15 protein-coding genes are annotated in these 20,714 nt (G+C 38.6%); 1 reads left to right on the forward strand and 14 read right to left on the reverse strand.

The annotated features are described in order from the left end of the window. Nucleotides 1-27: 27 nt before the first annotated feature. From bioA to EK417_RS13230, 5 genes are all read right to left on the reverse strand, one after another. Nucleotides 28-1,320 carry an adenosylmethionine--8-amino-7-oxononanoate transaminase gene (gene bioA / locus EK417_RS13210; protein ID WP_136522404.1) on the reverse strand — a complete coding sequence of 431 codons (1,293 nt, stop codon included), beginning with the start codon at nt 1,318-1,320 and terminating at the stop codon, nt 28-30. Nucleotides 1,321-1,629: 309 nt separating this feature from the next. Continuing rightward, complete coding sequence (gene bioB / locus EK417_RS13215) at nt 1,630-2,613, reverse strand: biotin synthase BioB (RefSeq protein ID WP_076594751.1); 984 nt, start codon at nt 2,611-2,613, stop codon at nt 1,630-1,632. After that, nucleotides 2,613-3,227 carry a dethiobiotin synthase gene (gene bioD / locus EK417_RS13220; RefSeq protein ID WP_136522405.1) on the reverse strand — a complete coding sequence of 205 codons (615 nt, stop codon included), beginning with the start codon at nt 3,225-3,227 and terminating at the stop codon, nt 2,613-2,615. Before bioD ends, bioB begins: the two co-directional genes overlap by 1 nt. A 34-nt stretch (nt 3,228-3,261) precedes the next feature. Next, on the reverse strand, nt 3,262-4,371 hold the full coding sequence (locus EK417_RS13225; RefSeq protein ID WP_136522406.1) for an aminotransferase class I/II-fold pyridoxal phosphate-dependent enzyme: 1,110 nt from the start codon (nt 4,369-4,371) through the stop codon (nt 3,262-3,264). Further along, a complete protein-coding gene (locus EK417_RS13230) occupies nt 4,364-4,987 on the reverse strand; it encodes a hypothetical protein (protein ID WP_136522407.1) in 624 nt (207 codons plus the stop codon). The genes EK417_RS13225 and EK417_RS13230 overlap by 8 nt, the downstream gene beginning before the upstream one ends. Before the next feature lie 66 nt (nt 4,988-5,053). Here EK417_RS13230 and EK417_RS13235 point away from each other — a divergent pair, with 66 nt between their 5' ends. Next, the gene (locus EK417_RS13235; RefSeq protein ID WP_136522408.1) at nt 5,054-6,544 is read left to right on the forward strand and encodes an aminotransferase-like domain-containing protein; all 1,491 of its coding nucleotides are present in this window, start codon (nt 5,054-5,056) and stop codon (nt 6,542-6,544) included. 295 nt (nt 6,545-6,839) lie between these two features. Here EK417_RS13235 and EK417_RS13240 read toward each other — a convergent pair whose 3' ends face one another. Genes EK417_RS13240 through EK417_RS13280 form a run of 9 tightly spaced genes read right to left on the reverse strand, consistent with a single transcriptional unit; the run spans nt 6,840 to nt 20,532 of the window. Continuing rightward, nucleotides 6,840-8,027: a PepSY-associated TM helix domain-containing protein gene (locus tag EK417_RS13240; RefSeq protein WP_136522409.1), complete on the reverse strand. Its 1,188-nt coding sequence runs from the start codon at nt 8,025-8,027 to the stop codon at nt 6,840-6,842. Nucleotides 8,028-8,029: 2 nt separating this feature from the next. Next, nucleotides 8,030-10,471, reverse strand: coding sequence for a TonB-dependent receptor (locus tag EK417_RS13245; protein WP_181446081.1), 2,442 nt, complete (start codon nt 10,469-10,471; stop codon nt 8,030-8,032). Continuing rightward, nucleotides 10,458-11,846, reverse strand: coding sequence for an AMP-binding protein (locus EK417_RS13250; RefSeq protein WP_136522410.1), 1,389 nt, complete (start codon nt 11,844-11,846; stop codon nt 10,458-10,460). The genes EK417_RS13245 and EK417_RS13250 overlap by 14 nt, the downstream gene beginning before the upstream one ends. Nucleotides 11,847-11,850: 4 nt before the next feature. Beyond that, nucleotides 11,851-12,096, reverse strand: coding sequence for an acyl carrier protein (locus EK417_RS13255; RefSeq protein WP_047374822.1), 246 nt, complete (start codon nt 12,094-12,096; stop codon nt 11,851-11,853). Nucleotide 12,097: 1 nt separating this feature from the next. Then, on the reverse strand, nt 12,098-13,501 hold the full coding sequence (locus EK417_RS13260) for an MATE family efflux transporter (protein WP_136522411.1): 1,404 nt from the start codon (nt 13,499-13,501) through the stop codon (nt 12,098-12,100). Then, on the reverse strand, nt 13,498-15,309 hold the full coding sequence (locus EK417_RS13265) for an IucA/IucC family protein (RefSeq protein WP_136522412.1): 1,812 nt from the start codon (nt 15,307-15,309) through the stop codon (nt 13,498-13,500). Before EK417_RS13265 ends, EK417_RS13260 begins: the two co-directional genes overlap by 4 nt. 7 nt (nt 15,310-15,316) lie before the next feature. Next, nucleotides 15,317-16,633: a lysine N(6)-hydroxylase/L-ornithine N(5)-oxygenase family protein gene (locus EK417_RS13270; RefSeq protein ID WP_136522413.1), complete on the reverse strand. Its 1,317-nt coding sequence runs from the start codon at nt 16,631-16,633 to the stop codon at nt 15,317-15,319. After that, nucleotides 16,626-19,034, reverse strand: coding sequence for a GNAT family N-acetyltransferase (locus EK417_RS13275; protein WP_136522414.1), 2,409 nt, complete (start codon nt 19,032-19,034; stop codon nt 16,626-16,628). Before EK417_RS13275 ends, EK417_RS13270 begins: the two co-directional genes overlap by 8 nt. Further along, the gene (locus EK417_RS13280) at nt 19,006-20,532 is read right to left on the reverse strand and encodes a pyridoxal phosphate-dependent decarboxylase family protein (RefSeq protein WP_136522415.1); all 1,527 of its coding nucleotides are present in this window, start codon (nt 20,530-20,532) and stop codon (nt 19,006-19,008) included. Before EK417_RS13280 ends, EK417_RS13275 begins: the two co-directional genes overlap by 29 nt. Between the last annotated feature and the right edge of the window lie 182 nt (nt 20,533-20,714).

Genomic DNA, 20,714 nt, shown 5'->3' on the forward strand with positions numbered 1-20,714 from the left:
AAAATAATTATTACCGGAACGGATTGTTTACTCTTTAAACAGATCAAGAACTTCCATAATATTCTGATATACAAAGTCTAATTCTTCGGAAGTAATACAATAAGGAGTAACCAGATAGATTACATTTCCCAACGGCCTCATGATAATCCCTCTCTGTAAGAATTCATTGTAAAGCTTCTTCCCTATTTCATTGAAATAAGAAGTATCATTCCCGGTTTTTAAATCGAACGCTAAAATAGTTCCGATCTGCCGAACCTTTTCTACATGAGGATGCAAAGCAAGTGCTTTCACAAACTCCGAATGTTGATGCGTAATGCGGTTAATATTCATCTGAGTTTCACTTGTCAATAGTAATTCCATACTGGCAAGAGCCGCTGTACAGGCTAAAGGATTAGCTGTAAACGAATGCCCGTGAAATAATGTTTTATAACGGTCTTCAGAAAGGAAAGCATCATAGATTTCATTGGAACAGGTCGTAATTCCCATGGGCATTGTTCCTCCTGTCAACCCTTTTGAAAAACACATAATGTCTGGTTTTTCTGTAAGATAATCTGCTGCGAAAAGCTTACCTGTTCTTCCAAATCCTGTAAAAACTTCATCCTGGATCATAAGAACACCTTCTTCCCTGCAGTATTTCATCAACTGACTAAGATCTTCAGCTTTATACATTAACATTCCGGCAGCACCCTGAACTAATGGCTCATAGATAAAGCAAGCCACTTCATCAGCAAGTTCTTTAATCTGTTTCTGTAAGCTTTCCAGATTTTCTGCATTGGGTGTATCTATAAAAACAACTTCAAACAGCATGCTTTCAAAAGGTCTTGTCCAGAAACTCTTTCCACTGACAGACATCGCCCCGAAAGTATCGCCGTGATAAGCATTTTTAAAAGCTAAAATCTTCGTTTTCTTTTTCTCTTGATTGTATGCATATTGAATACACATTTTTAAAGCAACTTCTACTGCTGTAGAACCGTTATCTGAATAAAAGACCTTTTCCTGACCAGCAGGAAGAAGTTTCAGTAAATTTTCTGAAAGCTGTACAGCAGGTTCATGGGTAAATCCTGCAAAAATAACCTGCTCCAGTGTATTCAGCTGTTCAAAGACACGTTGTGCAATATAAGGATGTGAATGCCCGTGCAGCGTCACCCACCATGACGAGACCACATCCAGATATTTTTTTCCTTCGTTGTCATACAGGTAAATTCCTTTTCCTTTTACAATAGGAATGGCATCATCAGCTGTTTTCATCTGCGTGTAAGGATGCCAGTTGACCGCTTTATCTCTCTCCTGCAGGCTGATTTCTTTTGTTATTGTATTCATATATTGATCTAAAAAGTAGAAATGAGTGATAAATTGTTTAAGTTTTAGCGTACTGATCGCTAGGTTTTTCACATTGCATGCTGTTATTTTAAGTTCGTAAAGGCGTTTCACTCAGCAATAAGAAATATTCTGCTTTGCTGAATAGAATGCCTTTGCGAGCGAAATATTTTCCGACTTAAAATATTACTTTGCGAACCTTAGCGTTAAAAACCAATACTAATATTGATGAAATCAGATATCAATGCTGCAATAAAAATCAGAATACTTGTAATCCGGCTTACCACTCATTATTTTATCATTCATAATTATCTAACAGCAGGTTTCTTTTTTCATCATAGGTTTCAGTCCTAATGTCTGAAGCATCTGCATATCTTCAGAAACTCCCGGATTAGGCGTTACCAGTAAGGTTTCTCTTTCACCCGTAAAAATAGAATTAGCTCCTGCCATAAAGCACCATGCCTGCTCTGTCTCAGACATTTCTATACGTCCGGCACTTAATCTTACCATAGAAGATGGCATTACGATTCTTGCTGTGGCGATCATTCTTACCATTTCCCAGGTATCTACTTTTTCATTATCTTCTAATGGCGTTCCCGCTACTCTGGCCAATGCATTAATTGGAACAGATTCCGGATGTTTTGGCATCGTTGCCAACGTTAAAAGCATTGAAATTCTGTCTCTATGAGTTTCACCAAGACCTATAATTCCTCCGGAACACACTGTGATTCCTGCTTTTCTTACATTATTTATCGTATTGATTCTGTTGTCAAAAGTTCTGGTAGAGATGATCTCTTCATAATACTGCTCAGAAGTGTCAAGGTTGTGATTGTAAGCGTATAATCCAGCCTCCTGAAGTCTGACAGCCTGTTCTTCCGTAAGCATTCCCAGTGTACAGCAAACTTCCAGACCAAGATCATTTACACCTTTCACCATATCAATCACTCTGTCAAAATCACGGTTATTACGAACTTCACGCCATGCTGCTGCCATACAGAATCTTGAAGATCCGGAATCTTTTGCTTTCTGAGCGTGGGCAATTACAGTTTCTGTAGGCAGTAAAGCCTGTACTTTGATATCCGTGTGATAACGGGCTGCCTGTCCGCAATATGAACAGTCTTCAGGACATCCACCCGTTTTGATGGATAATAGTGTTGAAATCTGTACTTCAGAAGGGTCATGCCATTCGCGGTGTACGGTGGCTGCTTTATAGATGAGTTCCATTAGAGGAAGGTGATAAATTTCCTCGATCTCTTCTTTCGTCCAGTTGTTTCTCAATGTTGTTTTTGTATCCATTATCTTATTTTTGTTATTGTTAATTGCTTGGCAGCAAGTTGTATAGATTCCTTATCTGTAGTATTGATTTCGGGAATCCTTATAATTTTTGTTTCTTTTTCAATAAAACTGCAGATCACTCTTTCTGTATCTTCCGGAAAATCTCCGTTAAGAATTAAATATTCCAACTGAATTCCTCTCTGTTGTAAAGCCAGGATGGAGAGCAAGCTATGATTGATACAGCCTAAATAATTTCTGACTACCAATGCTGTCGGAAGGTTTAATTCTTCAATCAGATCGATCATAAAAGTTGTGTCTGATATGGGCACCATAAGACCTCCGGCTCCTTCTACAATCAGTGGGTTTTCTGTTTTTGGGAGTTGAAAATCATTCAGATTGATGGTCATATTTTCTTCTCTTGCAGACTGATGTGGTGATGCAGCCAGCTGTAAACGGTAAGTTTCCGGATGGCAGACGTTGGTATCTGTCCATTTTTCAATTTTATGACTGTCCGTATAGTGAAGATCACCGGACTGTATCGGTTTCCAGTATTCTGTTTTAAAATGCTGAACTAAAATGGCTGAACAGACTGTTTTTCCTATTTCGGTTCCTATTCCTGTTATAAATAATTTCATGGGTTTCGGGATTCGGGTTTTGAATCTTTTTACTTTAAATAAATTCTTTAATAATTCCTGTCAGTTTCATAATTTCCTCTTCTGTATTAAAGCTGTGAAGGCATATTCTCAACCGTTCACTTCCTTCTTTTACCGTGGGACTGTAGATGGCATAGGTTAAAAACCCTTCCTCAGATAAAGTTTGCTGTAATATTTTCAATCTTTGATTATCCGCAATTACAATAGCCTGAACCGGGCTTTTTTCTGCTGATGGAGATTGTAAATTTTGGCTTCGGAAAATTTTAATATTATCCTGAAGCTTTACAGACAGTTCATGATGCTGATCTAAAAATTCATATCCTGTTTTTATACTCATCCACTGGAAATCCTGTGCTGATGTCGTATAGATGAACGGACTTGCAAAGTTGATGAGATAAGATTTCACTGTTTCACTGCAAAGAATTGCTGCTCCGTGAGCTCCAAGGGCTTTTCCGTAGGTCACAACTGCTGCCGAAACATGATTCTGTAATTGATATTTTTCAATCAATCCATATCCAAAAACGCCGAATGCGTGGGCTTCATCAACAATCAGAGAGGCTTTATACATATCGGCAAGTACAGCGATTTTCTGAATAGGTGCAAAATCTCCTTCCATAGAGTAAAGACTTTCTATGGCGATATAACAATGTCCTTCCTGTCTTTTTAAAATATTCTCAAGATCTTCAGTATCATTATGTTTGAATTTCAGCTTTTTAGCATTGGATAGTTTACAGCCATCATGTACCGACCGATGAATCTGTTCATCCACAATAACGACATCATGACGGCTGGGAAGGGTAGAAAATAAGGCCAGATTTGCATTATATCCTGATGGAAAAAGTAATGCTGATTCGAAATGATGTTTTTGGGCAATATCCTTTTCCACAGAAACTGCAATATCACTATTTCCGCTAATCAGCCTTGAACCTGTACTTCCGGAAAGCATTTGAGGGGTGTCCATAATCTTTTGCAACAGTAAATATTGAAGTTCTTTACTTTTTGCAAACCCCAGATAATCATTGGAATAAAAATCAACTCCATCAGACGGAATCTGCAAACGTCTTAATGTTCCCTTTTCTTTTCTTTTGTCAAGAAATTCCTGAAAACGAGAGGCATTGCTAAGCATAATTCAACTGGGCTACTTCCTGGATAATCGCATTGATCCATTCTTCATGAAGTCCTTTTTCTATGTTGAGAATATGATCTGCATGGTGTTTCCAGTCTGGTGAAAATTCATTGAGCTGATGAATCATTTCTTCCAGATGCCCTTCTTCTTCCAGAATAATAGATTTTACCATGATTTTAGAAGATGCTTCAGTAAGTGCCTGCTGATATACAGGATAAAGCTCATCGGCACGCACCTCAATGGCATAGGTTACGAAAAGATAGGCTGCATATTTAATATCTGTTTTATCAAGATTAAAAGCTTTCTGAAGATAGCGGCAGGCTTTAATATCCAATGAATGAAGATATTGGCTTGTTGCAATAGGAGCCAGAAGTTCTGTGCTTTCGTAGGTTTTGCAGAGTGCAGGATTTATCTTCCCGATTTGTTTTTTTAAATAATAAGCATGGCGGTGTTCTTCAGCAGCATGTTTCAGCTGGATCTGAGAAACCAATGTTGGATGTTCACATTTTGATATTTTCCTTGCACCGGCATTTTCCATAAAAGAAAGTGTGTTCAGCCACCTGGCGTGGGTGTTTCCTTCCTGTACAATTTTTTTTAACAGATGATGAAATTCCATAGATTTTTATTTTGATGTCAAAAATAGTATATTGCCGGATGGTTACATGGTGCCAGTTTTTATATTATGGATAGTCCGGTTAAGATTCCTTACGAAAGTTTTATAAAAATTGATAGAAAATCAGAGACTTCTATCTATTTACAGATTTCCAATCAGCTCATCAATGCGATTCAGAGAGGGTTTCTCCCTTTCGGAACAAAACTTCCCGGGACAAGAACGTTCAGCGAGATGCTGGAAATTCACAGAAATACAGCCGTTGCGGTGTATGATGAACTGTCGGCTCAGGGCTGGACAGAGAGTTTTCCGAACAAAGGAACTTTTGTGATCGGAAAAGATCAGGAAAAACCTGTCAAATTGAATGATTTTAAACAGAATAACCTTCAAAAATATCCTGTTTCCACTGGTTTTTCATTTAAAACATCCAATATTCTGGATAATCCTTTTGAACATTCGGACTGTGAGTATGTCTTTAATGATGGGGTACCGGATATCCGTTTGACTCAGATCGGGCAGCATTCCCGTTTTTACAGTTCTATCCTGAAACGTAAATCCAACCAGAAAGCTTTAGGACATTATAATCATGACGGAAGTGAATTTTTTAAAGAACATTTATCCCAATACCTGAATCTTTCCCGCGGACTTCCTATTTCCAAGAACAACCTGCTCATCACCCGAAGTACAGAAATGAGTATTTATATTGTGTCTGAGATTCTTCTTTCGGCTGGTGATACTGTATTGGTAGGTGCTTTGAGTTATTTCTCGGTCAATATGATCTTTATGAAAGCGGGTGTTGATATTGTTTCTATCCCTATTGATGAGGAAGGGATTATGGTGGAAAGCGTTCGGGAAGCCTGTAAAAAGCAGAAAATACGGATGCTTTACCTTACTCCGCATCACCACTATCCTACTACTGTTGCTTTGAGTGCGCAGAGAAGATTTGAACTGTTGGAGCTTGCCAACGAATACGGATTTATTATACTGGAAGATGATTATGATTATGAATTTCATTATGATAAAAGTCCAATTCTTCCGTTAGCCAGTGCTGATACGAATGGAATGGTGATCTATATTGGGTCTTTCGGAAAATCTTTAGCTCCGGGATTCAGAACAGGATTTATTGTTGCGCCTGAGAATCTGATGACAGAAATGCGTAAATATCTTGGAATTATAGACCGTCAGGGCGATATTCTGATGGAAAGAGCGCTTGGAGAGATGATTGCCGAAGGAGAAATCAACCGTTATCTGAAGAAGTCTTTAAAAGTTTATCAGGAAAGGCGTGATTATTTTTCTGTTTTGCTGGAGGAAAATCTGGGTGATTTTATGACCTTCCAGAAACCTTCGGGCGGCCTTGCCATATGGCTGGAATGGAATATTCCGCTGAATCTGATGCAGCTAAGCCGAAACTGTGCAAAGGATAATCTTTTCATTCCTAAAACTTTGCTATATCAGAATAAAGGACTTACGGCCATGCGATTAGGATTTGGAGACCTTAATTTTGAAGAGATGAATAAAGGAATTGAGGTTTTCTCAAAAAATGTGAAGGAATTGATTGGTTGATTTATAATCTAATTAATTGCATATTTCTTGGTTGGAAAACGCAAGGGCGCAAATGAGATGAAGATAACTTGTTTTAAGGCGCGAGGATTTTATCTCTGATAAAATTTGATATTGTATATATAATATAAGTAAAGAGGTTATTCAGAGGTGTCATTCTGAACACAGACTAAAAGTCTGCGAACTTAGTTCATCAATGTAGTGAAGAATCTCTTAACCTAAGTTATTAATGAGATTCTTCCTTCGTCAGAACGACAAAAGCCGGATTATTACTCTTTGAGATAACCTCTTCTCTTTATTAATGATGAGAAGGAAAAACTACTTTGTTTTTCTTATGTTTGGGTTTCTTCTTTTTCTTATTCAAATACATAATAAAACCGGTAATCGGTAGTGATAAAGCGATAATGGCTGCCAGAAAATAAATAACTCTGGTGGTTAGTCCCAAGATGCTTCCGGTGTGAAGATCATAATTTCTTTCTCTTAATGCAGTTCCATATCCGATATTTTTGTTTTTATACGATTGAGATTTTAAAACTTCTCCTGAATACTGATCAAAATTAAAATGTTCATTTCTGTACTGCCTTTCGTCATACACCAATTCAGCGTAATACGTTCCTTCTTCCGATCTAGGAAAATTGATAAGTGCTGATTTTTTATCTTTCAATCCTTTTTCCATAGTATTTCCGATCAGATTAAGGATATTTTCACGGTTTGAAAATTTTACGGAAGGAATTGTACTTTTGGCTTTCTTTTCCATGGGCGTATTTCCATTGAACGTATTTTTTATCCATTGGTCTGCATCTTCAAAGCTCCATATCAATGCGGAATACGAAATAATAAGCAAGGGAATTACGGAATAGAATCCCAACACATTATGAGCGTCATAGTTAATCCTTTTCCAATTAGCAGATGTTTTAATGAAAAACATTCCTTTCAGCATGGCTTTACTCATTTTTCGGGGATACCATATCACAAGCCCCGATAGAAGGATCACAGCAAATATCAATGTGGAATAACCGGTAATTGTTTTTCCGATTTTTTCACCTAATAGAAGTCTCCTGTGAAGATCCAGTACAATTTCAAAGAAATCCTTTTTGGCATCTTCTATTTCCTGTACTTTTCCGGTGTAAGGATCTACATAAATTCGATAATAATAAAGATAAGTTCCCCAATACGTCCATGCTTCTTTATCCATCTTAAGAGTACGGAACACATACGTTCGTGAAGGATTGGAAGACATCACTACTCTTTTGACTTTTAAATCTTCGGGAAGGGCTTTTTCTGCTTTTATTGTAAGTTCAGCCAATGAAAGTTTGTTTCTTCCGATGTTTTCAACGTAATATCTGTTGGGGTGAACAATATGTTTTAATTCTTCTTCAAAAGCCAGGATACATCCCGTAGCGGCCATAATAACAACTACAAGCCCGGACGTTAGTCCGAGCCATAGATGTAACTGATAGGCAATTTTTCTCAACTTTAATTTCATTCTTAAAATTTAAAGCTTACCTCAGCAACAAAATTACGAGGCATCTGAGCGACTATCACTCCCTGCCCTGCAAAATATTGCACATTGCCCAGGTTATTCATTTTAAACCCTAATCTGTATCTTTCTTTTTCAAGGGAAATAGAAGCATTCACTAAAGTATAGGCTGGGAATGCAAACTGTCCGGTAACGGTTTTGTTTCCGGTAATCTGTTTTCCGACACGGTTTACCCCGAAACCAACTCCAAGTCCCTGAAGTCCATTGATTGGAAGGATATAACTGATCCATGAATTGAATACATTCGCAGGACCTGCCGATTCCGGACGACGACCATCTACATTAGGATCTGCCTTTTCATATCTGCTGTGGTTATAGCTGTATCCGGCCATAATGTTTAACCCCTGAACAGGATTCATGATGGTTTCTATTTCAATTCCTTTACTTCTCTGTTTTCCATCCTGAACAACAATATTGTATTCTTTTCCGTCACGGATTACGCCGCTTCCTCTCTGGATGTTATCCACAAGAATGTCATAGTATCCAACGGTGAAATTAATTTTGTTTCTCCAAAGATTTCCTTTAATTCCAACTTCCCACTGATTCGCCATCTGAGGTTTCATCTCTCCGCTGTAGTCTGGTAACTGTTGTGTAACAGGTGCTGTATAGCTGAAACCGTTCATATAATTACCATAAGCAGATAACTGGTCTTTAAGAATCTGGTATACAATTCCCACTTTAGGAGACCATGCGGTCTGCTTGAAGTCATCTTTACGTTTGTTATCATTTATATTCAGCTGTCCTTTACTTTCGTAGTGATCCATCCGTAAGCTTAAAAGGGTGATCAAACGGTCTGTAATATAGGTTACATTTGAAATATAGACTCCATAAAGGTTGGATGCAGAATTATTTCTTACCAAAGGTGTTTTACCTACTGCAATAGCAGCTTGAGTAACAGCCTGGATTTTCTGAAGGGCAAGATCTTTAGAAATATTCGGATACCCCTCTAAACTTTGTCCGTTAACATTATCAAAGACTACAATTGGAGAATGGTTGTTATTGATCGTCTGATTCAGATAATCCAATCCGATCAGGACTTTATTTTTAATTTTCCCGATATTAAATTGTCCATTGAAATTCTGCTGAATACTTGTGGAAGAAGCTTCTGAATTCTGCCACTGTACGTTGCGTTCCAGCAAAGCATCACTGGTTGTCCCTCTGATAAACTGATATTGATACAATCCTTCTGTCTTTCTGAAGTTTCTGGAAAGCAATGTCTGTGAAGTCCATTGATCTGAAATTTTATAATTCGCCTCTGCTTTTACATTGATAGACGGAGCTTTTAAGGTCATATCATTGTTGGAGTAAGACCTTTTCCAGTCAAAGCTTAGCTCGTCAGGATTGTGGGCAAAATATTGCCTTGTTCTCGGAAGGAAAATAATCGGAGTGTTGGTTCCTTCATAATTGTAAATCTGTGCGCCTAAGTTAAATTTCAATCTGTCATTAACCTGATAGCTTACAGTAGGTGCCACAAAGAACGATTTTCTGAATTCAGAATCCCTGAATCCGTTCTGATACTGATAAGCGGCATTCAAACGGAACAGCATATTTCGGGATTCTGTAATAGGACCGTACACATCAGCTGTCACACGGTTCAGGTTGTAGCTTCCCATCAGATAAGAAGCTTCTCCTCCGAAATAATCTTTAGGTTTTTTAGTGACAGCATTAATCAAACCTCCAAAAGAAGTTACGGCCCCACCATACAATGTTCCTGAAGGTCCTTTGATCACTTCCAGACGTTCAATATCGACAGGATCTATTTCTCCGTTGGTGGTTGCAGGAACACCATCTACCATGGATACTTTGGTAGGAAATCCTCTAAGGCTGTAGTAGAAACTTCCGTCTCCTGAACCTCTTCCCGGGCTTCCCTGCATTTTTACCATACCCGGAACGTTTTTCAGTACTTCCGAAATATCGTAAGTAAGCTGTTCCTTCATGATCTGCTGGTTGATGCTTGTGTAAGCCTGTGGATTTTCCAGAACTTTCAGAGGCATTTTGGCCACTGAAGTACTGTCTTTATCCAAAAATTTATTTCTGCTCACTGCATATACAGTAATTCCCTCAATCACATTACTGTGTAAAGGGGCATAGATAGCAGGGATCTCATAGACATCTTTCTGAATGTAGATTTGCTCTCTCATCAGCTCAATGTCATTTAAAACCACCTGAAGCGTATATTCTCCAGGGGGCACATTTTCAAAGTAATATTCTCCTAAATTATTGGTTTTTGCCTGATAAGACGTATTGACAAGTCTTAAAACAGCGTTTTTTACCGGTGCTTTTTCAGACAGCATGATTTTGCCATCAACTCTGTCGCCCTGCTGTGCAGAAAGCGAATTGGAAGATAAAGCAAGACCAAGAAGTAATATAAGGGTTTTAGATGTTTTCATGCTGTAGGTTTTGTAACAGGGGATAGTTTATTTTACCGTTTTGTGATAACGGGAATGATTCTATACGTTCTGTGCGTACATATTGGGGGTTGATACGCAGTTTATTTTTAATGGTTTCGGTGATGATCTGAGGATCAATATCTGGGTTATCATACAACACCACGATTTTTTTATCATTGGCGTTCAGACACACGAAGGTATTGCCCGGCATTTCATTTTTAAGAATAAATTCTACCTCATCCAGATTAAGACGTATTCCGAAAAGTTTCATGATACGTTTTATTCTTCCTGTGATATAATACATTCCGTTTTCACCTTTTCTGGCAGTATCTCCGGTATGCAGTACGGAAGGCTGCTCATACGTAGCAAGATCCTCCAGTTTATTGGCATAGCCTCCGAAAATACTTACGTGAGAAAAAAGTAATTCATCCGTTTCAGGATCAATTTTGAAGCTTCCTCTTTCTACCACATTTCCAATTGATGTTTCTTCTTCCAGCAATCCTTCTGTGGTAAGATAAGCCATTCTTCCTCCTGCTTCTGTTTGTCCGTACTGCGCAAAGAATTCTTTTTTAAATTCATGACAATAAGAGAATAGAGTTTTTCTCAGCTCAGCATTGATCACCCCTCCGGTATGGGTAAAATACCTCAGACTTGGAGAATCTTTTCTGAAAAATCCTATTCTGTTCAGATTTTCATAAAGGAAAGGAACTCCGCCCAAAGTACTGTAGCCGTACTCATCCATTTCATCCCAGAATGCTTTCTGCATAATGTCTTTATCTGTACACACGATTCTTCCGGCACGCATACAGTTGGTGGTGAAAATAGAGAACCCGTACACAAAGTTGACCGGAACGTTTAAAGGAACTACATCCGTTCCCTGAACCGGCATATATTGAAGGATGCTCAATGCGTTCTGATAAAGGCTTTCATCAGATAATTTAACCAGTTTCGGAACACCTGTTGTCCCTGAAGTACTCAAAAGGATCTTGATGTCAGGATGAATCGTAATTTCACTTTTATAATCATCCTTTGCAAAGATGCTGATGTTGTCTGAGAATGCTTTCAGGCTGTATCCTTCAATGGCTTCTCTCTGTGGATCAAAGATATATTTAGGACGATATTCCGCCTCAATACGTTCTTTGAATTCCTGATGCAGTTTCTGTCCCAATACTGCAATGGTGTGTGCTGTTCCGTAAAAATTAAGAAGCACCTCAATGCTGGGCAGCTGATTGTCATTGTACAAAAACATCAGTCCTTTTTCTACCGGGTTTAAGCCTAAAGTACGGTACAGTGTTCCCACCGGTATTGCTGTACCGGTGGAAGCATCTGTAAACGCCAGGTTCTTATTGGCAATTACATTTTCTAAAATTTTCATAGGCTTAGTTTTCTACGAATACTTCGTATTTTTTCATTTTTTCGCGAATCTTTCCCACGGTTCCCATCTCCAGAATATCGTTAAAATCAAATTTGATCTGATAAAACTGCTCAAGCGCTTCTACGATCAGAAGGTGGGACATAGAATCCCATTCCGGGATTTCCTGATACGTTAGTTTTTCATCTACCAGTTCTTTCTTTATGGCGATGGCAGAGGCGATAATTTCATAAAATTCTTCTGTAGTGTTCATTTTAAATTTTTATAGTTTTCCATTTTCCATTTCTAAAAATCATGAGGAATAATACTGCCAGAACAATTTCTGAAGAAACGATAGCGGTAAATATTCCTCTCAGTTCCCATTGAAACCTTACTCCTAAGAGATAAGCCAGAGGAAGCTGAATCACATAAAACATCACGAGGTAAAGCAGCGTAACCTGCAGAATATTTCCGGCCGCATTCAGAGCACGGCTGATCACCATGGTAAATCCTAACAACAGATACGCCATAGATACCACATGGATATACTGCACTGCATATCCTGCAACTTCAGTTTCTGTAGTGAAAAATTTCACCACATATTCCGCTGCAATCTGCCAGAATAAGGCTACAAGTACCAGATACGTCATGTTAATTGTTCCGGCTCTCCAGACTGTTTTTTCTGCACGTTCCGGCTCTCCGGCACCCAGATTCTGACCTGTAAGAACGCCTGCGGCATTTCCTATTCCCCAGGCAGGCATTGTGGCTACTGAAGCAATACGCTGAGCAATGATATATCCTGCAAGCGCTGTAGTTCCGAAAGTGGAGATAATCTTCACCATAATCAGCCAGCTGGATGTGGGGATGATATACTGTACCAATCCGCCAAAGGCGAGTTTCAGAATCTTCTGCAGTAACGGAATATCAAGCTGTAAAGGAACTCTGATGCTGATACTGGTTTTACCGGACACAAATACAAAGGCCTGGTATAAAACGCCTAAAAGCCTTGATAAAACAGTAGCGTAAGCCAATCCCATCAATCCGAAAGCAGGAATAAATCCTAATCCGAAAACAAGGATCACTGCAAAGATGATATTGGAAATATGGCAGATCCAAAGTGATTTCATAGCAATATCAGCGTCACCAGCCCCTCTGAAGAGTCCATTCACAGAAAGGCGGAGAATCACAAGCCCGATACTCAAGAAAACCAGTCTTGAGAAAGAAATTCCATCTGTTACCGTACTGGCATTGATTCCCAGAAAACCAACGATTTCTGATGCGAAAAAGCAGGAAATCCCACCAATAAGCACCGCAAAAAACAGGGCCAGCAAGATGATGTATTGGGCTGTTCTGCCCATTCCTTCTTTATCTTTTTCACCTGCTCTTCTGGCGGTAAGGGTTGCTGCTGCAATTCCCAAACCTACTGCGATGGCATAAGCGAAGTTGATGTAGTTATCTGTAATTCCCACAAGACCAAGAACCTTGTCGCCTAATTTTGCAATAATCAATAGGTTGACGCTCACAAAAACAGATTCCATGACAAGTTCCATCACCATGGGAATGGCAAGACTAAAGATGGAACGGTTGATACTTCCGGAAGTCAGTTCGACTTTTTTTCCGGCTATGGCTCCATACGTAAAAACCGCTCCTTCTTTTAGGAGATGCAGGAATTTCCTCATACTGCTGCTACTGAGTTTTTATTGGCAATCTGATACAACGGATTAGGCAGTGCTCCGTCTTTTCTCGGAATAGCAAATGCCTTGTTTTCACTGTAACCGTTATTTTTCAGACGCAGACTGTTGATATAGAATCTTTTGAATGCCGGCACGTACAGGTCATACTTTTCGTATCTTTCCTGAAGATGGGTATTCTCAGCTTTATAATTTTCTACACAGTGGTGAACCAGTTCCCAGAATGTTTCTTCATTAAAGTTGGAATAGGTATGCAAAGCATTCGACAGATATCTGAAGAAGGCATCAAAAACACCCAGCAAAATAAATAATGGAATATTTTCTTTGTTGGAAGACTGAATCAAACCATCTGCAAGATGTGCAGGAAGCTTTTCTCTGGCTTCAGCTGTTAAAACGATGTCATCCACAAAGTCTTTAATTACGATTCTCTTCGGAACTCCGTTTTTCAAAACCACCATAATGTTTTCTCCGTGTGGCGTTACACATAATGAATGCGTGTAATAAATGTGTAATAATGGGGTAAGATAGGCATCAAGATAGCTTTCAATCCATTCTTTGATACTCACACCTGCTTTTTCAGCAAATGCCTGAACCAATGGAACTCCATGTTCGTCTACATACAGTAAAGAAGCCATGGTTACCATTTGTTCGTCTTCTTTCAGATAGTTTTCAGCACTTTCTCTCCATAATGCGCCTAGGAATTCATTATACTGATAAGGCACACTGGCAATAGCTCCATATTGTGGATGCAAATAGGTAATTGCAGCCTCTTCTCCTAAGAAAATAGTTTCTTTATTATCCAGATAAGCATCGTCTTTAATCAAACCTTTTACCCAATCTGTAATAGCAGGAGCAATTTTCATCTGTTTAGGTGATAATCCTCTGATATTTCCCGTACTCAGAATAGAAACAGCCGTTTTCAGGTATCTCTTTTTAGGATGATCTACATTGAATAAAGTACGGATACTCTGCTGCGGACTGTAGGTATCGCTACCCTCTCCTAACTCGATTAAAAGTCCGGAAGCAATATCTCCGGCAAAATGAATCTGAAGTTTATGCTCCCACTGCCATGGATGTACGGGGATAAAATGATAATCTTCAACATTTTTTCTTTTGCTCAACAACTGCTGCTGAAAATCATTATATAGATCTTCTCCTATTTCAGAACGATAAAACTCATCTCTGTTGATATGTTCCAAAGACTGGAATGACGATCTGCTTTTATGAGAAGCCAGCCAGATTACTTTTAAATTTTCATCGGCTTCAGGGGCAAATGTTTTCAGATCGCGAGGAGAAAAACCTAATCGGCTTTTGTTCACAATTACCCATGGATGTCCTGTCATATTGTGCTCTACAGTTTGATAATCCGCATCAGCAAGCTCTTTTGAAGACATCACTCCTCTTGATAAGATTAAAGCATCACAATACAGCGTATGCAGTAATTCTTCCGTGTATCTTGCAATGGTATAAGGATCTAAGTCAAAAACAGTCTGCATTTCCAGAAAGAAAGCCGCTACATCTACTGAAGACAAATCTTCACCGTTTTCTGTTTTTGTAATGCTGTTTTTATCAATATGCCAGTAATCCATCATTCTTTTCTGTCCGCGGAAGCTGTACGAAATGTTTTCAAATCCTGTTTCAAGTTTGAAAACAGTATATCCGTCTTTATTTTCAAAGGTTACCACAGGTTTCAGAAGCTCTTCATGCATGAGTTCTGCGATGGTTTTGGCCATTAGGTTTCTGTTAGCCTGATTCCAGTTTTCCTGGCTTACTGTATTTTTTAAGTTGGTGTTCATTTTTTGATTAAATTTTGGCAGTTGGTAAATCAGCATATTTTTCTACATCGAAATCCTGGAAAGCAATTTTCTTTTCAATTTTATAATGCTCTCTTCCCAGAATATCATTGATGATGTAGGAATTACGGTAAGCCGCCATTCCAAGATCTGTAGAAATGTAGCTGTGGGTATGTACTTCAGCATGAAGCACATAGATTTCGCCTCCGTTGTGGTCTATTGAATAATTCCTGTTCACATCAAACAATCCGCTGGAATCTCTTTTGATCCTATCCTGAATATTTTGTAAGAATGCAGGCTCGTGGTAACGGTATCCTGTTCCTAAAATCAGATAATCCGCTTCCTGATCATAAGGTACTTCCTGTTCCAGTTGGGTAAATTCGAGATTGATGAAGTCCGGGTTACTGTTGTCTACTCTATTCAACTGACTGTTAGGAATAATTTTAAGATTAGGATCAGCATTGTCGATATTCAGATCATAAATAAAATCGTAGATATCATTGATCAGGTCGTAATTGATTCCTTTAAACTGAGCTTGCTGCTTGCTTAAAATGGTTTTCCTTGCAGATTCGCTTCTGTTGTAGAAATATTCAACATAATCAGGAGAAGTAAGTTCCAGGGTCAGTTTAGAATATTCCATAGGGAAAAATCTGTCCGGACGGGAATACCATCCCAGTTGTGTATCTTCATTTCTGTTTTGAAGAAGATCATAAAAAACTTCTGCTGAACTCTGGCCAGAACCGATAATGGCAATCTTCTTTCCTTGAGACAGCAATTCCTCTTTTCTATACAGATAAGAACTTGTATGAATAACACGGGAATCATCCTTCGGAATGAAAGAAGGAATATGAGGCTGTGTTCCTGTTCCCAAAATCAGTCTTTCTGTTTTGAAAACTGTAGTTTCTTTGGTTTTGGTGTGAATCGTAGTTACATGATATAAACCTTCTTCAAAAGTAATATCCACTACCTGAGTAGAAAAACGGCATTGCGGAAGCTGTTCAATGACCCATTGGCAGTAACGGTTGTATTCTTTTCTCGGAATAAAAAAATCTTCTCTGATAAAAAACTTATACAGTCTTCCGGTTTCTTTCAAATAATTCAAAAGGCTTAAAGGATTCGTGGGATCAGCCATGGAAACGCAGTCGCATAAAAATGGGGTCTGCAGGGTTACATGGTCAATCATCAGTCCCGGGTGCCAGTCGAAACCATCTCTCTGGTCCAGGAAAAGGGTTTTCAGTTCTGAAATCGGATTAGATAATGCGGCAAGTCCCAGATTGAAAGGACCTATACCTATGCCTATTACATTGTATACGGCTTCGTTAGTCATTTTTTGTGATGTTTGTGGTGATTTGTACCTCTTTATTCTGTGGGAATTTTTCCCAGTACCATTCTCTGTAACAGAAGTTCAGATTAGCCTTTTTATGAGGCATTTCTATTACTTTATCTACTTTGAATCCTACATGGGCTTTATTCATCATAGAAGCAAGAGAGTCTACAGATCCTTCGCCTACCATTTTTCCTACCTGTGGCTGTGCAAAAACATAGTCAACCATAGATTGAGTGGATGGAGATACAAATTTCTTTTTAGGATCAATAGGTGCAATAAACTGGTGTGTTCCATAATCGGTAGGCAGTACTTCATAATAATCTCCTACGATATCTCTGCAAGCCCAATACACCTCAATATTACAGGAAGGTTCATCGTTTCCTGCGATGATATAACTGTGTGCTTCATCACCTGGTAGCATCAGCCTGTAGTACGTTTCCAGCTCATCAATGCGCCAGTTCATCTGCCAGATTTTTACGGCATGTTCACGGTTGAACCATTCATGAAGCATTTCAAGGTCATTTTCAAGATCAATAGGACGCATACTCATCGTCACATCTTCTTTCTGGAAGTATCTTTTAAAGAAAACTTCTGTTCCCTGCGGATTGATTAGCTGATCCGAGAAGAAATGTTTGTGAAGAAGGTTCGGAACTTGAGCATAAGAAATTGAAGAAGCATTCACGCCTCCGTCTACATCGGACACTGCGGATTGAAGGTTTGATTTCACAGCCCAATACCTTTGATTCAATGCATAATCGGTTAGCGATGAGGTTTCAGTTTCATGAAGATTTTCAAACTCCCTGTACAGAATATGGATTAATCTTCTTTCTTTAACCAGTCCCGTTTTGCCTATGGAAGCAATCAGTGCGCTCAGATTACTGACCAGAAGATGGTGTGAAATAATGTCCAGAAGACGCTCATCCCTAATGAAAAGATCTTCAATTTCAGGATAATTTTTGATCAGAGATTCATATTTTCCTTTAAAACTTTCTTTGATCAGATAACCTTGCCCGTCTCTTACATAAATAGACTCAGGAAGAAGTTGATTATCCAGCTGAACAAGCAGATTCTGCTGATGAACTTCCGGTGCCATGCCTAATTGATCGTACAACCTGTTTAAGGGCGAAAGCAATAGGTTTACATACTTTTCAAACCAGATAATAGCTGCTTTTTCTGCATCTACACCCAATTGATTCGCAACATTTTTAAAGAAATGGGTCGTAAAATTGAATCCGTCAGTAGATTCATCCTGGCAAAGTCTTGCTAATAAAATCACTTTATCTTCATTGGAAAAAGGATTTTCACGGAGCAGTATATTAAGACTGTCCATATTTTTTCCTCCATAATGAACGCTTAACGTAGAAGGTTCCAGCAATAATTTAAAATTCGGGAAACTTGGTTCAAATGAAGCCTTTATATTTTGCCACCAGATCGCCGAAGCATAACCTCTATTGAGATCTTTTAAACTGTTTGTTCTTACAGAACCTGTCATTAAAACATGCAGAGAAAATTTCAACATCCAGCTGAAATCCGGATTGTATACCGTTCTTATGGAAGATGTTGCATAAAAATCCTCTCCTAAAGGTCCGATGTGAATGATTTTCCCGGAACCCAACATTTCAGGGTATTCTGCTGTTGATAAAAGATATTGTGCCTCCCATGGATGGCATGGAACGATGTAAAAATCATTGATGTTTTCAAAATCATAACTTTCCGGTATGGATACCCATTTTTGAAAGATCTCTTTGGCCGAAATCCCCGGAAGAGATTTTTCCGTGATGCAGTCTTTATGAATCAGGAAATAATCCAGCTGAAATCCTTTTCTGAATTCAGGGCCATATAAAAGCTGCTCTTCCTCGGAGAACCCCATTCTTGATTTGGTGAAAGGATGCAGATTGTGTCCCGCAGGAAGCATTTGTTCAGATTCAAGAAAAGAATACGTTAAAAGCTGATCATCCTGAAGACAGGCTTCTGTTGTCAGTTCCAGATTTCTTAAACTGCTCTGAATTCTTTCTACAAAGTTTCTGAATCCTTTTTCATTGGTTGTTTCAGAAAACTCTTTGTAAACCAATTCTGTCAGTTTTTGATCATTCACTTCAAAAACTTCTTGATTTTGATGATCTACCGCCCACAAAACAGGTTCATATTCATGAAAAAGAGTTTCGGAACGATAAGAAACCGGAGCAAATAAAAACAGTCCGCTTTTCTTCATTTCAAATCTCATAAACAGTGAATAATCGCTGTTCTGGAGAGCTTTTGCTGTGAGAAGATCATATTTCGGAACTCCCTGATAGAATTTTCCGTTTCCCAGTTCTCTCAACATTCCGTTCAGCAGAATTCTGAAAGTAATTTCCCGGGCTTTTTCTCCTGTTCTATTTTTCTGAATTAAAGTCTTTTCCATGTTTTTTGATTGTGGTGAGAATTTGATGAATGTCTTCTGTAGTCGTAATCGGGTTCAGGAACGTAAACTTCAGATAGAAGTTTCCATCCACTTTTGTACTTGCTACAAGGATTTCTCCGCTGTAGAAAAGTTTCATCTTGATGTATTGATTCAGGGCATTCAGATCACTGATTTCAGAATTTATGTATCTGAAAACAAGAACACTTAAGTCAGAATCTGAAAGCAGTTCAAAATCTGCATCTTCCGTAATCATGGCTGCAGCATCTTTGGTAAGATCGATCACCGTGTCTGTGTATTCTGCCAACTGTTCTTTCCCCATCATTCTTAGGGTAAACCAAAGCTTTAAAGCATCAAATCTTCGCGTACTCTGGGTAATGGATTTATTGATCTGTGCCGGAATTTCTTCCTCATCCATTTCTTTCGGATTCAGATAATCGGCATGATGTTTAAGAATCAGCAATTCTTTTTTATTTTTAACAATAAAAGCACTGCTGCTGATAGGCTGGAAGAATGATTTATGATAATCAATCGTTACAGAGTCTGCTCTTTCAATTCCATTGATCAGATCACGGTATTTTTCACTCAATAATAAGGCGCAACCGTAAGCTGCATCTACGTGCATCCAGATATTATAATGCTCTGCAATATTGGCGATATCTTCCAGTGGATCAATGTTTCCAAAATCTGTAGTTCCTGCTGTCGCCACGATTCCAATAGGGATATTTCCTAACTGCTCTTCTCTTTTAATATATTTTTTCAAAAGAGAGATATCCATACGGAATCTTTCATCAGTAGGAACTTTCACAATGCTTTTCTCACCCAGTCCCATAATGGACGCATTTTTCAGATTGCTGAAGTGAGATTTATCTGAAACAAAGATCCTGAAACGGCTTGCCTCCGATGGCAGACCCTCCATTTTAATATTGTGGTTGTACCTTTTCTGAGAAAAACAGTCACGCATCATGACCAGTCCCATTAAATTGCTCTGTGAGCCCCCCGCGGTGAAAACACCATCGCTCTCATTCGTATTATATCCGATCTGACCGGCAGTCCAGTCGATCAGTTTTCTTTCCATGAAAGTTCCTCCGGCGCTCTGATCATAAGTATCCTGAGAAGAATTGATAGCACTTACAAGGATTTCTCCTGCCAATGCGGGGATTACTACAGGACAGTTAAGGTGTGCCACATATTGCGGAAGATGAAAAGCTGTGGCATGTTTCACATAGATTTCATCTACTTCTGCCAGAAGCTCATTATAATTGGAAAGTTTTTGGTTAAGGTCGATCTGTTGTACCATTCCTTTCATTGTTTTAGCTTCTATACCACTGAAAGGCTTGTTGTTTCTGTACAGGAATTCCTGAACGAGGTCTAAAGTACTGTTGACAGCATTACGATAATGATCATAATTGTCAGGATGAAAAATATTCCCGAAATTCCCCGAAATGTGAGGTGAAGTGGTGCTTGCGAGCTCTTCAAGGGATATTAAATTGTTACTCATAAAAGTTTTATAATGTTATTTTTTAAATCTTTGAATTGTTGTGGTTTTTTGATATATAATTTTATATATCTGATAGTCAGGTTTTTAAATTTTGCATTTTTTATTATGTTTTATTTGGTGATTGCATAATTATTACTAAATTTGACTCTGTTATTATTATTTAGAATAATTAAAAACAAAGA

The sequence above is a fragment of the Chryseobacterium candidae genome, assembly GCF_004916905.1.
GTDB lineage: Bacteria > Bacteroidota > Bacteroidia > Flavobacteriales > Weeksellaceae > Chryseobacterium > Chryseobacterium candidae.

Coding starts and splice junctions, on each gene's coding strand:
- bioD (WP_136522405.1), bottom strand. CDS start 3,227: ATGAAATTATTTATAACAGGAATAGGAACCGAAATAGGAAAAACAGTC.
- EK417_RS13270 (WP_136522413.1), bottom strand. CDS start 16,633: ATGACTAACGAAGCCGTATACAATGTAATAGGCATAGGTATAGGTCCT.
- EK417_RS13255 (WP_047374822.1), bottom strand. CDS start 12,096: ATGAACACTACAGAAGAATTTTATGAAATTATCGCCTCTGCCATCGCC.
- EK417_RS13225 (WP_136522406.1), bottom strand. CDS start 4,371: ATGCTTAGCAATGCCTCTCGTTTTCAGGAATTTCTTGACAAAAGAAAA.
- EK417_RS13245 (WP_181446081.1), bottom strand. CDS start 10,471: ATGAAAACATCTAAAACCCTTATATTACTTCTTGGTCTTGCTTTATCT.
- EK417_RS13240 (WP_136522409.1), bottom strand. CDS start 8,027: ATGAAATTAAAGTTGAGAAAAATTGCCTATCAGTTACATCTATGGCTC.
- EK417_RS13265 (WP_136522412.1), bottom strand. CDS start 15,309: ATGAACACCAACTTAAAAAATACAGTAAGCCAGGAAAACTGGAATCAG.
- EK417_RS13235 (WP_136522408.1), top strand. CDS start 5,054: ATGGATAGTCCGGTTAAGATTCCTTACGAAAGTTTTATAAAAATTGAT.
- EK417_RS13280 (WP_136522415.1), bottom strand. CDS start 20,532: ATGAGTAACAATTTAATATCCCTTGAAGAGCTCGCAAGCACCACTTCA.
- bioB (WP_076594751.1), bottom strand. CDS start 2,613: ATGGATACAAAAACAACATTGAGAAACAACTGGACGAAAGAAGAGATC.
- EK417_RS13275 (WP_136522414.1), bottom strand. CDS start 19,034: ATGGAAAAGACTTTAATTCAGAAAAATAGAACAGGAGAAAAAGCCCGG.
- EK417_RS13260 (WP_136522411.1), bottom strand. CDS start 13,501: ATGAGGAAATTCCTGCATCTCCTAAAAGAAGGAGCGGTTTTTACGTAT.
- EK417_RS13230 (WP_136522407.1), bottom strand. CDS start 4,987: ATGGAATTTCATCATCTGTTAAAAAAAATTGTACAGGAAGGAAACACC.
- bioA (WP_136522404.1), bottom strand. CDS start 1,320: ATGAATACAATAACAAAAGAAATCAGCCTGCAGGAGAGAGATAAAGCG.
- EK417_RS13250 (WP_136522410.1), bottom strand. CDS start 11,846: ATGAAAATTTTAGAAAATGTAATTGCCAATAAGAACCTGGCGTTTACA.